This window comes from Pseudomonas sp. KH_027, assembly GCF_057838565.1.
Window position 1 is genome coordinate 127,307 of sequence record NZ_CM174470.1, and the last position, 11,985, is coordinate 139,291.

Here is an 11,985-nt window from a genome sequence, read left to right on the forward strand (position 1 = left end):
CCTGCGCGCAGGCTCAGAGTGGCAACGCCATATAGAACTGCGAGCCCTGGCCCAGACGTGAGTAGACGCTGATCCGCCCGCCGTGCAGTTGCACGATTTCCTTGCACAGGGCCAGGCCCAGGCCGGCGCCGCCTTTTTTCCTGCCGACCTGCACAAAGGGCTCGAAGATCCGCGCTTGCTGGCTGAAGTCGATGCCTTCGCCGTTGTCCTGCACGCTGATGATCACCCGCTCGCCATGCCGCCGCGCCTGCATCTGGATTTCGCCGCCGTTATTGCTGTGGCGCAAGGCATTGGCCAGCAGGTTGTCCAGCACCCGTTCGATCTGCAGGCGGTCGAGGTTGACCGGCGGCATGGGCGGCACCACCTCGGTCAGCAAGGTGATGTCGCGTTCGCTGGCTTGGCCAGCGAAACGTTGCTGGGCTTGCGTCAGCAGGTCATCGAGGTCACAGGGCGCGCACTCGATTTTCTGCAGGCCGTTCTGATAGCGGGAAAAATTCAGCAGATCGCTGATCAGCCGCACCAACCGGAGCATTTCCTCGTCCACGGTGCGCACCAGGTCGGCCTCGCGCGAGTCTGGGGCAAACTGCAGGCGCTCCTGCAGCAGGCCGAAGGCCATGTGCATGCCGGTCACCGGTGTGCGCAGTTCATGCGAGGCGCGCAACACGAACTCGCTGCGCACCCGCTCGAACGCCCGTTGCTCGGTGACGTCGCGCAGTACCAGCACCGCGCCGACGCTGCGTCCATCGAGGTGGCAAACCGGGGTCAGGGCCCAGGCCAGCAGGCGGCTTTCGCCGGCGGTCTCGACCAGCAGATCTTCGGGTACCTGATCCAGCACTTTGCCCCTGAGCACCCGATGCGTGGCCTCGTCCAGCTCGGGGCGGGCGAGTAGTTCGCCGAGGCTTTTACCGTGGGGGTCGTGTTCGCGGAACAACTGGCGGGTGGCCACTGGGTTGGCGTGCTCGATCCGCCCCTGGGCGTCGATGATCACCAAACCGTCGTCGATGCTGTCGAGCACCGCCTGCAGGCGGCTTTGGCTGGCCAGCAGCTCGTCGACATTGTTCGCCTTGTGGTTGCTCAAGGCTTCCGCCATCAGACCGAAGCGCCGACTGAGCAAGGCCATCTCGGCGACCGGGGTGACCGGCAGGATGACTTCGAAGTCGCCTTGGCCAATTTTGTCGGCCGCTTTCGCCAGCACTTCGATCGGCACGCCGAAGTTCCGGGCGATGCTCTGTGCGGTAATCATCCCGATCGCCAGCACTGCGACACCCAGTAGCCCGAGTAGCCCGGCGATCAGCCTGGCCCGCTCACGCGCCTGGCTTTCGGCCCGGCTGACGCTGTCGATGGCCTGCTGCTGCACCTCGTGCAGCTTGCTGCGGACGGCATTCCAGCTGTGACTGAAGTCGTTATCGTCGAGCAGGGCCCAGCGCAGGCTGGCCGGCTCGGCGACCACCTTGGTAAACCGCTGGTAGACCTCGTCGATTTGCTCAAAGCCTTTGCGGGTCTGGCTGTCGTGGCTTTTCAGGCCTTGCGCGAGCAGGGCGCTGAACTGCGCCTGGGAGCTCTGCAGTGCCGCTATGTCCGGTCGTTCGCTCAGGAGGTTGATCAGTTGATCGCCCAGGCTCTGGCGCAGTTGCTGGCTGATCTCGATCGTGGCGAAGTTATGCCGGATCAGGCTCGACTGGGTCTGCGCCGTGTGCAGGACGCTGATCACTCCGAGCAGCAGGCCGAGCAGCGCCACGGTGATCAGGGCCGAGAAGCTCAGGAACAACCGCGTGCGCAGCGTCATGGTGAGTTTCATAGGTTGTACTGTTTACGCTTGCGGTACAGCGTCGAGGCGTCTATGCACAGCGTCTTGGCGGCCTGGTCGAGGGTTTCGCTGCTGGCCAGTACGGCAGCGATATGGGCCTTTTCCAGGGCTTCCAGGCTGAGGTCGGCGCCAACCCGCGGCACGTTGCCGGCCGGCTGCTCGCCGAGCCCCAGGTGGCTGACGTCGACCTGTTCCTGCGGGCAGATAATGCTCGCGCGCTCGATGACGTTGCGCAGTTCGCGGATGTTGCCTGGCCAGCGGTAGTCCAGCAGCGCGTTGCGCGCCGCCTCGCTGAAATGGCGAGCCGGCCGGGCATATTCCTTGACGAAGCGGGCCAGGAAGCCTTCGGCCAGCACCATCACGTCGTCGTTGCGCTCGCGCAGGGGCGGCAGCTTGAGGGTGATGACGTTCAGCCGGTAGAGCAGGTCCTCGCGAAAGCGCCCCTCGCGCACCATCTCGTCGAGGTTCAGGTTGGTCGCCGCGAGGATGCGCACATCGGCCTGGCGGGTGACCGGGTCGCCGACGCGCTCGTACTCCTTGTCTTGGATAAAGCGCAGCAGTTTGGGTTGCAGCGTCAGGGGGAAGTCGCCGACTTCGTCGAGAAACAGGGTGCCGCCATCGGCCTGGTTGACCCGCCCTAGGGTGCTTTCGCTGGCGCCGGTAAAGGCGCCGCGGCTGTGGCCGAACAGTTCGCTTTCCATCAGCTCGGCGGTCAGCGAGGGACAGTTGATGGTCACCGAAGCTTTTTTCGCGCGTTTGCTCCAGCCATGAATGGCCCGCGCCAGTTCGCCTTTGCCGGTACCCGACTCGCCGAGAATGAGAATGTTGGCATCGGTGTTGGCGACCTGCCGTGCCGTCTCCAGCACCGTCATCATGGCCGGGCTGTGGGAGTCGAGGTCGTCGCTCGGTTTGTGCGCCTGGCCTTCCAGCACCTCCAGGCGCGCGGCCAGTTGGCGGATTTCCATTTGCTTGGCGGCGGCCATGCGCAGCTGATCGGGGCTGCAGGGTTTGACCAGGTAATCGGCGGCGCCGGCCTGCATGGCGTCCACCGCGGTATCGATGGCGGAATGAGCGGTGACAATCACCACGCGCATCCAGGGCGCCTGCAGGCGCATCAGAGCCAGCACCTCCAGGCCATTGTCCTCGCCCAGGCGCAGGTCGAGCAGGCACAGGTCGAACACCTGGCGCTGCAGCAGCGCGTCCGCCTGCGCCGCGTTGGTGGCCGTGGCCACGCTGTAGCCCTCGTCCTCCAGGCAATAGCGGAAGGTGCGCAGGATCGCCGATTCGTCATCGACTAAGAGGATGCGGCCACTCTTGGGACTGGGCTGTTCCATCGTCGTTCTCACATCAGGAGTCGTGAACATTAGTCACGGAAAGTTCGTGCAAGTTGCACGGTCAATTCTGGCTCATCCTGCAAGGTGCATGAGTGGAAGGTGTCGCTAATATGGTTAAGTATTTGATTTATATTGTTATTTATAGGTGAAAAAACCTGGCACAGCACTTGCGATAACCCCTGCATGGATGGCCTCAAGTGGCCGTAACGCATACCCAGCAGGAGAAACACCATGCATCAGTTGAAGAAAATTGCCCTGGCCACCGCTACCGCCACCTTGCTCGGGCTGACGCCGATGGTCGCGCAAGCCGCCGCCGGCGATCTGTCTGCGCAGCTCACTGAAGCACGTCAGGAAGGCTCGCTGTGGACAGCCTATGCCTTGAACCGGCATCTGAGCCCGTTCGCCATCAGTGTTGATGTCGAGAGCGGCACCGCGATCCTTACCGGCACCGTGGAAAGCGAAGTGGACAAGGAGCTGGCCGAACAGGTCGCGCTGGGTATCGAAGGTATCCAGAACGTCGACAACAAGTTGCGGGTCGACGCCAAGTACGAGCCCAAGGCCGGCACCGCGCCGAGCCTGGCCCAGCGTTTCGACGACTCGACGCTGACCGCCACCATCAAATCCAAACTGCTGTGGAACAGCGGCACCGAAGGCCTGGATGCCCATGTCGTGACCAATAACGGCGTAGTCACCCTGAGCGGTGAAGCGCAGTCCTCGGCCGCCAAGGAGCTGGCCGGCAAGCTGGCTGACAACACCGATGGCGTGCACGAGGTGATCAATAACCTGAGCGTCAGCGGCAAGCCGGGCACCGCAGCCAAGGCGCAGCAGAGCGCCGACAAGATCAGCGACGCCTGGATCACCAGCAAGGTGAAATCCAGCTACCTGTATAGCCGCAACCTCGATGGCTTGAACATCGCGGTAGAAACCAAAGGCGGCCTGGTGACCCTCAATGGCGTGGTCGCCAGCGGTTCCGAGAAGGAACTGGCCGTCGAAATGGCGGAGAACATCCGTGGCGTGCGCAGCGTCAATGCCGATGCGCTGAAAGTCGCCGGCTAAGCCGCCGTTGGCCGACCACCTGCTTCAGGCGCCGCTGACCGGCGCGCCGGCACTCAAAAAGAGAGACCTATCATGACGAGCAAAACGAGCCAACTGAACGAACTGATCGAAATCACCCGTGACGGTCAACGCTTCTACGAGCACGCCCAGGCTGCAGTCAAAGATGTGAAGCTGAAAGTGCTGTTCCACGACATGTCCCAGGCCAAGACCCAGGTGATACGCGCCCTGGCGATCAAGGTCGCAGCCAACCACGAGCAGCCGGCTCAGGGCGGCACCGTGCTGGGTAAGTTGCGTCAGGTGTATGCCGATACCAAGGCGACCCTCTCCAGCGATGAAGGCGCCACCTATGTGGCCCAGCTGGAGGACACCGAAGACCGCATCCTGCATGCCTTTGAAGACGCCATGAAGGACGCCGAACCGGATATTCGTGCCCTGCTGGCCGTGGAAATGCCCAAGGTGCGTGCCTGCCATGACCGCATGCGTGACCTGAAACGCGCGATGAAATAAGGCTTCTTCCGGAACACGGACGTTCCGGCTTTTTTCTGAGGTGTTCAACGTTTTTTATTTTGTAGTGAGCAAGCAGGACGGGAAGCACCGGAGTGTCCGGCGCTGGACCCTTTTCCTAACCCTAAGGAGGTTCACCATGTTGAGCTGGGCAATTACCTTTCTGATCATCGCCATCGCCGCGGCCGTACTGGGCTTTGGCGGTATTGCGGGCACCGCTACCGGCATCGCGAAGATTCTCTTTATCGTGTTCCTGGTGATGTTTGTGGCTTCGCTTATTTTTGGCCGCCGTAGTCGAGGTTGATGGCCGGCCGATGAAACCCTTGCGTAAAAACGCCCTCGATCGAGGGCGTTTTGCGTTGCGGCTCCAGGCTGTGCAAGCGGTAGCCCGCGCCCTCAAGGCTGGAAGTTGTGTGCATCCTTGGCCCACACATCCAGCACCGGCTGGATATCCTTCAACTGCAGTTGGGTGCTGCTGTTTTCCAGCTGCAGACCGCTGCCCTTGCGCACCACTTCAGCCACCGGTTTGCCGGTGCCGCCATCGAGTGCCTGCATCTCGATGAAGATCGAGCTGTTCTCATCACGGGTACCGGCCGCTGTACTCGCGGCGGCCACGACCAGCGCGATGGGAATCACTTCGTAGACTTTCAGGCCTTCAGGCGAGACGTTGACGGCGCTGATTGCCGAGCGCAATACCAGGGTGTCGTTGTCCGCCTGGGTGACGATGCGCAGGCGTCCGCTCAGCTCGCGCTGCAAGGCCTGTTGGAGGTAATTGGCGATGTCGTCCAGGGTCTTCTGGCTGACCTGTTCGCTTGGTTGCGGTCTGGGATAGAACTGCGGTTTCTCAACCAGGACCGAGCTGTAGCGCTGCAGCTCAAGGCCTGGCGCTACCCAGCGCATCACCGGGGCTCCGCTCGGCGAGGTGGCCGGCTTGAGCATCGAATAGTCGCTGAGAAAGCCCGAGTATTGCTCAGGCTGGGTGGTTTCGCTGGCACAGCCGGCGAGTAGCAGGCCGGCCGTCAGGCCGAGGGCGATAAACAGCTGTTTAGTCATCCGTGAAGCTCCTGGTGGTGAGGTGTTTTTTGCTGTGTTGAGTCGTGCGTCAGTGGTTGTCGGCTGCCGTAAACGGGCGGCCAGTTTTGCTACACGCGCACCCTGGGGTGTCGCCAGAGCCAGTTCTTCAGTACGTGGTGCGTGAGCGCTTCAGCCTAGACGCTAAAGATGACTGTTGCGCGTAGATCGCAGACGGGCCGGATGCGGCCTCGTCGAGGATTCAGCTAGCCGCGATCTTGGCGTTTCTGGCGCTGGGCGGGCGGGCGCCGCTATCATCCGCGGCAAATCAGGGGGATTCATCATGCTCAACGGCTTGTGGCTGGGCTTTTTCGTGGTAGCGGCGGTGGCCGCGCTGGTGCGCTGGATCGGTGGCGATCCGGGCGTCTTCGCCGCGATGGTCGAAAGCCTGTTCGCCATGGCCAAGCTCTCGGTGGAGGTGATGGTGCTGCTGTTCGGCACCCTGACCCTCTGGCTGGGGTTTTTGCGCATTGCCGAAAAGGCCGGTCTGGTGGATATGCTGGCGCGGTTGCTCGGCCCGTTGTTCGCCCGGTTGATGCCCGGGGTGCCGCGCGGGCATCCGGCGCTGGGGCTGGTGACCCTGAGTTTCACCGCCAATGGCCTGGGCTTGGATAACGCCGCCACGCCGATCGGCCTGAAAGCCATGAAGGCGCTGCAGGAGCTCAATCCGAGCAAGACCGAGGCGAGCAACGCGCAGATCCTGTTCATGGTGATGAACGCCTCGTCGTTCGTCCTGCTGCCGGTGTCGATCTTCATGTACCGCGCCCAGGCGGGCGCCGAAGACCCGGCCCTGGTATTCCTGCCGATCCTGCTGGCCAACGCCGTTTCCAGCCTCAGTGCCTTGCTCGCGGTGGCCTTCATGCAGCGCCTGAAGCTTTCCGATCCGGTGGTGCTGGCCTGGTTCGGCGGCGCCGCGCTGCTGCTCGGCGGGTTCATGACGATCCTCGCCGGCCTCTCCGCGACAGCGCTGACGGCCTTGTCCTCGCTGCTCGGCAACCTCACGCTGTTCGGCTTGATCCTCAGCTTCGTGTTGATGGGCGCGCTGAAGCGGGTGCCGGTCTACGAAAGCTTTGTCGAAGGCGCCAAGGAAGGTTTCGAGGTGGCGAAGAACCTGCTGCCCTACCTGGTGGCCATGCTCTGCGCGGTCGGCGTGCTGCGTGCGTCCGGGGCGCTGGATGTGTTGCTCGACGGCATCCGCTGGTGCGTCGAGGGCCTGGGCTGGGATAGCCGCTTCGTCGAAGCCCTGCCGACAGGGCTGGTGAAACCCTTCTCCGGCAGCGCGGCGCGGGCCATGCTGATCGAGACCATGCAGACCCAGGGCGTCGACAGCTTCCCGGCGCTGGTGGCGGCGACCATGCAGGGCAGCACGGAAACCACCTTCTATGTGTTGGCCGTGTATTTTGGCTCGGTCGGTCTCCAGCGTGCCCGCCACGCGGTGGGCTGCGCGCTGTTCGCCGACCTGGTGGGAATTCTGGCCTCGATTGCGGTTTGCTACTGGTTCTTCGGCTGAGGTCCGCTGCGCTCGCGACGACCTTAAAGTCTCGAGGTTCCTACTCGGTGACCTCGAAGCGCAGCACGCCGATCACCTGGCCATCCTCGGTCAGCACCCGTACTTCCCAGTCGCCGACCAGCTGTTCGGGGAAATTCTGTTTGTGCGTCCAGGCGCGGTAGCCGGCCTCGCGGCCACCGTTGATATCCAGGGCGATGCGGTCCACTTCCTCGCCGTCGTGGCGCCACACGTGGTAGATGCGCTCGGCCAGGCCGCGTGGCGCGTTGATCGCGGTGTAGGCATACAGGCCCTGGGCGCGCATTTCCCCGGCGCTCAACTCGGTCAGGCTTTCGCCCGGTGAACGATTGATGTCATCCAGGTGCGTGGTCACCGCCACCTCGGTCAGCCACAGCGTGGCCGGTGGCACCCAGGAGCGCGCCAGCCAGCCGACGCCACCCAGGGCCAACGTCAAGCCGATCAAGGCCAGCCCACGCCACCAGCGCTGCACCGGAAAAGTCACCAGCAGGCTGGGGAACGACAGCAGCACCGCAGTGCCCAGGGCCAGCTTGTAACTTTGCGCGGTGGTCAGGTGCAGGATGATCGGCAGCGCGGTCAGCAGCGCGGCGAACAGGGTCAGCGTATGCAGCGCCAGGTACAGCCAGCGCCGCGGCGCCAGCCACTTGTAGTACAGCGGGTCGATGATGGTGATCAGCGCGGCGCAGGCCAGCAAGCCGGTGAAGAACAACTGGCCGCTGTTCCAGGTGGTGGTGATGAGAAAAAACGGCAGGACGAAGAACAGGCTCTCCTGATGGATCATCTGCGTCGCATAGCGCAGCAGCGGTTGCGGTATTTCGCGGCCGAACATACGGGAGAAGATCCGCGAGAACAGGCTTTCCAGCATCAACCAGACCCAGCTGACCAGCAGCACCAGGGCAATCGCCGTGGCGAATTTTGCCTGGCGGTCGACCAGGATGAAGCTGCACACCCCGGAGACGAAGCCAAACGCCGCCACCAGCCCCGGGTAGCGCTGCAGGAGGGTGATGAGGCTGAGCAGGCGGGTCTTCCAGATAAGCATGGGCGGTTCGTGTCGAGGGGCGGGGAAACGGCAGGTGCGCAGGATACTGGTCACCCTCGGTGCTGAGAAGGATTGTTGCAAGCCCGCCGGTCGCTCAGGCCGCCTACTCGGACCACACCGCCAACTCGTTGCCGCTCGGGTCGGCAAACTGGAAGCGCCGGCCACCGGGGAAGCTGAAGATCTTCTGGCGAATCTGCCCGCCATTGGCGACGACCCGCGCGTAGCTGGCTTGCAGGTCGCTGGCGTAGATAACGATCAAGGGGCCACCGCTGCCGGCCTTCGCCTCGGTGCTGAAACCGCCACTGAGGCGGCCATCGTTGAAACTGGTATAGCGGGGGCCGTAGTCGGTGAAGGTCCAGCCGAAGGTGCTCTGATAGAAGGCTTTGAGCGCTTCCAGGTCGGTGGCGGCGAACTCGACGTAGTCGATGCGCTGATCCTGTTCGTGGGTGCTCATGTTCAAGGTCTCGCTGAGGTTGGAAGGCGGCGCAGTCGGGTTGCGCCCGGCCATGGAGGTGGTGTGGCTGGTTGCGCCGGCTGGGCTAGGCTGCAAACCTAGCCCAGCCGTTCACCCCGCGGCCCCGGCGGCTGTCGCGATTGGCCACAGCGCTTGGCGGTCTCTGCCACTGTTACCAACCGTCGACGGCCTTAAACTGCCGCGGGCTAAAACAATAATTAAAAGGCCCGTTTTATGAATTATGACGCTAGCCAACAACTGATCCTCGGCCTGGTGCTGGCGGCGCTGATCTTCGGCGTGTCGCTGGAGCTGCGGCTCGAACAGTTCCGCGCGGTGCTGCGCCAGCCGCAGCCGGTACTCGCCGGCATGCTCGGGCAATGCCTGCTGCTACCCTGGCTGACCTTGCTGGTGACGCTGCTGGTCGACCTGCATCCCGGCCTCGAGCTGGGCCTGCTGCTGGTGGCCTGCTGCCCCGGCGGCAACCTGTCCAATGTGATGACGCACCTGGCGCGTGGCAACACCGCGCTGTCGATGAGCATGACCGCGCTCTCCAGCTTGCTGGCGCTGGTCTTGCTGCCGCTGAACTTCGCCCTGACCAGCGCCTGCAACCCCGAAGCCTCGGCTTATCTGGCCGAGCGTCTGCAGAGCCTGCACGTCGATCACCTGAGCATCCTCTTCAACCTGCTCTGGCTACTCGGCTTGCCGCTGGTGCTGGGCATGCTGGTGGGCAACCTCTGGCCGCGCTTCGCCGAGCGGATCATGCCCTGGTTCAAGCGATTCGCCCTGCTGGCCTTTGCCTTGTTCGTGCTCGGTGCGCTGATCAACAACTGGAAGATGTTCAGCGCCAACCTCGGGCTGGTGTTGTTGATCGTGGTGCTGCACAACCTCAGCGCGATTGTGCTCGGCTGGCTGATGGCCAAGCTGGCGCGCCAACGCGGCGCCAACCTGCGGGCGATGGTGATCGAGATCAGCATGCACAACTCCGGTCTGGCGCTGGGTCTGATCTTCGCCCAGTTCGGCGGCGAGCCGAACATGGCGCTGGTCGCTGCGCTGTGGGGCACCTGGCACCTGGTCAGCGGTTTACTGCTGGTGCTGTTCTGGCGCAATCGCCCGCTGGCGCCGCACCCCATACACGAGGAGCCGCTGTCATGCGCGTCCTGATCACTGGCGCGGCCGGTTTCATCGGCCTGCAATTGCTCAACGAGCTGGCGATGAAGCACCCGCAATGGACGCTGATCGCCGCCGATATCCGTCCGCTGACGGCGCAGGGACTGAAGCCGAATATCGAGCCGGTGTTGCTCGATATCAGCCAGCCGACCCAGGTACGCGACTGCGTGGCGGCCTGGAAACCGCGGGCGATCGTGCACCTGGCCTCGGTGGTGACGCCGCCGCGCGGCATGAGCGATGCGCAGCTGCATGCCATCGATGTCGGTGGCACCCGGGCCGTCATCGCCGCCGCCGTGGCCAACGGCATCGACCAGTTGATCGTCACCAGTTCGGGCGCGGCCTACGGTTACTACCCGGAGAATGTCGAATGGATCGACGAAAACGATCCGCTGCGCGGCCATGAACATTTCGCCTACGCCAGGCACAAGCGCGAGATCGAGCTGCTGCTGGCCGATGCGCGGCGTGATCACCCGCAGCTCAAGCAACTGGTGCTGAGGCCGGGCACCATCCTCGGCAAGCGGGTGAATAACCAGATCACCGACATGTTCAAGAAGCGTGCGGTGCTGGGCATCAAAGGCAGCGACAGTCGCTTCGTGTTCATCTGGGATCAGGACGTGGTGAGTATCATCCGCCAGGGCCTGGACAGCGGCGCGCAAGGGATTTTCAACCTGGCCGGCGACGGCGCGCTGACGCTGAAGGAAATCGCCGGGATCCTCGGCAAACCCTACCGGCCGCTACCGGCGGGGTTGATCAGCGCGGCGTTGCGCCTGCTCAAACCGCTCGGGCTGAGCCAGTACGGGCCCGAGCAGCTGGATTTCCTGCGTTATCGCCCGGTGCTGGCCAACCGCCGGCTGAAGGAAGAGTTCGGTTACTGGCCGCGCTACACCAGCCGCGAGGCGTTCCTCGCCTTCCTCGAGGCGCAAGCGTAGGTTGGCGCTGCGCTGCGCACCGGCCTGCGCACCAACCCTAGGTGTTTGCGCGGCCATGTTGCGCGCGGTACTCGCCGGGCGTCAGCCCGGTCCAATTGCGGAAGGCGCGGAAGAACACGCTGGGCTCGGAGTAGCCGAGCAGCAGGGCGATTTCCGCCGCCGGCAGCTGGCCGCTGGCCAGATGGCGTTGGGCGAGCTGCTGGCGGGTGTCGTTGAGCAATTGCTGGTAGCTGCTGCCCTCTTCGGCCAGGCGCCGTTGCAGCGTGCGTTCACTGAGGTTCAGGGTGCGCGCCAGTTCGGCGCGGTCCGGCTCGCCGTGGGCCAGTTGCGCGCCGAGCAGGGTCACCACGCGGGCGATCAGGCCTTCGCTCGGCAGGCGCGCCAGCAGTGCTTCGGCATGCTGGCGCAGCAGGTTCTGCAACGGCGGGTTGGCCTGGATCAACGCCGCGTCGCGCAGGCCCAGCGGCAGCACCAGCGCGTAGTCGGCCGCGTCGAACGCCAGCGGGCAGGCGAACAGCGTCTGGTAGGCCGTCAGGTCGGCAGGCTGCGCATGGGCGAACTCCGCCCGCAGCAGGCGGAAGTCGTCGAGCAGCGGCGTCATCATCTGCACCCAGAACGCCATTAACGCCAGCACCCGCGTGCGGGTCGCCGGCAGCTGTGGATGCAGCGGGCGGTAGAGCACGCGCAGTTCGTCGGCCCGTTCCTGCAACTGCAATTCGCCGCCCTCGCCAACCAGGCGCTGGTAGCGCAAGCCCGCCGTCAGCGCTTCGCCGAGGGTGGCGCTGCTCTGCAACAGGTAACCGAGCACGCTGAACGGCCCCGGTGAAAGGTTGGCGCCCAGGGCCAGGCCCGGCTCGGCCTGCGTCAGGCGGCTGCCGAGCAGTTGCCACAGCTGTTCCTGGGTGGCGAAAGAGACGCGCGCGTCCGGATCGGCGAGTTGCGCTTCGTGCAGCCCGCAGGCGGCGAGCAGTTCTTCGCGCGGCAGGCCGAGGCGGCTGGCGGCATGCAGCACCGCCTGGGTGATGCTGGCGCTGACGGAGGCGTGGGCGGTGTCGATCAGAGTGTTTGGCATGGCCTGGGATTCTGCCCAAGGAACGGT

12 protein-coding genes are annotated in these 11,985 nt (G+C 64.2%); 6 read left to right on the top strand and 6 right to left on the bottom strand.

All coding sequences use genetic code 11. The features are described 5' to 3' along the window. Window positions 1-13: 13 nt before the first annotated feature. Together AC3IYG_RS00630 and algB are read right to left on the bottom strand one after the other, a co-directional pair. Complete coding sequence (locus AC3IYG_RS00630) at window positions 14-1,798, bottom strand: KinB sensor domain-containing domain (RefSeq protein ID WP_489311800.1); 1,785 nt, start codon at window positions 1,796-1,798, stop codon at window positions 14-16. Next, window positions 1,795-3,141: a sigma-54-dependent response regulator transcription factor AlgB gene (gene algB / locus AC3IYG_RS00635; protein WP_489311801.1), complete on the bottom strand. Its 1,347-nt coding sequence runs from the start codon at window positions 3,139-3,141 to the stop codon at window positions 1,795-1,797. Before algB ends, AC3IYG_RS00630 begins: the two co-directional genes overlap by 4 nt. Before the next feature lie 231 nt (window positions 3,142-3,372). Between algB and AC3IYG_RS00640 the strand changes: the two genes are divergently transcribed. From AC3IYG_RS00640 to AC3IYG_RS00650, 3 genes are all read left to right on the top strand, one after another. After that, window positions 3,373-4,197, top strand: coding sequence for a BON domain-containing protein (locus AC3IYG_RS00640; RefSeq protein WP_489311802.1), 825 nt, complete (start codon window positions 3,373-3,375; stop codon window positions 4,195-4,197). A gap of 72 nt (window positions 4,198-4,269) precedes the next feature. Next, entirely contained in the window at window positions 4,270-4,704 is a 435-nt protein-coding gene (locus AC3IYG_RS00645) for a PA2169 family four-helix-bundle protein (RefSeq protein ID WP_489311803.1), read from the top strand. 136 nt (window positions 4,705-4,840) lie between these two features. Further along, the gene (locus AC3IYG_RS00650; protein WP_489311804.1) at window positions 4,841-5,005 is read left to right on the top strand and encodes a DUF1328 domain-containing protein; all 165 of its coding nucleotides are present in this window, start codon (window positions 4,841-4,843) and stop codon (window positions 5,003-5,005) included. 92 nt (window positions 5,006-5,097) lie between these two features. Here AC3IYG_RS00650 and AC3IYG_RS00655 read toward each other — a convergent pair whose 3' ends face one another. Further along, complete coding sequence (locus tag AC3IYG_RS00655; protein ID WP_489311805.1) at window positions 5,098-5,754, bottom strand: DUF3313 domain-containing protein; 657 nt, start codon at window positions 5,752-5,754, stop codon at window positions 5,098-5,100. A 301-nt stretch (window positions 5,755-6,055) separates the two neighbouring features. Here AC3IYG_RS00655 and AC3IYG_RS00660 point away from each other — a divergent pair, with 301 nt between their 5' ends. Then, entirely contained in the window at window positions 6,056-7,282 is a 1,227-nt protein-coding gene (locus tag AC3IYG_RS00660) for a nucleoside recognition domain-containing protein (RefSeq protein WP_489311806.1), read from the top strand. Window positions 7,283-7,322: 40 nt separating this feature from the next. On the opposite strand, the gene AC3IYG_RS00665 is transcribed toward AC3IYG_RS00660, so the two are convergent. Then, on the bottom strand, window positions 7,323-8,336 hold the full coding sequence (locus tag AC3IYG_RS00665; protein ID WP_489311807.1) for a DUF5924 family protein: 1,014 nt from the start codon (window positions 8,334-8,336) through the stop codon (window positions 7,323-7,325). A gap of 103 nt (window positions 8,337-8,439) precedes the next feature. Beyond that, entirely contained in the window at window positions 8,440-8,790 is a 351-nt protein-coding gene (locus tag AC3IYG_RS00670) for a VOC family protein (RefSeq protein WP_489313991.1), read from the bottom strand. A gap of 234 nt (window positions 8,791-9,024) precedes the next feature. Here AC3IYG_RS00670 and AC3IYG_RS00675 point away from each other — a divergent pair, with 234 nt between their 5' ends. Both AC3IYG_RS00675 and AC3IYG_RS00680 read left to right on the top strand, forming a co-directional pair. Beyond that, the gene (locus AC3IYG_RS00675) at window positions 9,025-9,951 is read left to right on the top strand and encodes a bile acid:sodium symporter family protein (protein ID WP_489311808.1); all 927 of its coding nucleotides are present in this window, start codon (window positions 9,025-9,027) and stop codon (window positions 9,949-9,951) included. Then, entirely contained in the window at window positions 9,939-10,886 is a 948-nt protein-coding gene (locus tag AC3IYG_RS00680; RefSeq protein ID WP_489311809.1) for an SDR family oxidoreductase, read from the top strand. Before AC3IYG_RS00675 ends, AC3IYG_RS00680 begins: the two co-directional genes overlap by 13 nt. Window positions 10,887-10,923: 37 nt before the next feature. Here AC3IYG_RS00680 and AC3IYG_RS00685 read toward each other — a convergent pair whose 3' ends face one another. Beyond that, window positions 10,924-11,958 (bottom strand): AraC family transcriptional regulator, encoded by a 1,035-nt coding sequence (locus AC3IYG_RS00685; protein WP_489311810.1) that lies wholly within the window; start codon window positions 11,956-11,958, stop codon window positions 10,924-10,926. Window positions 11,959-11,985 lie beyond the last annotated feature (27 nt).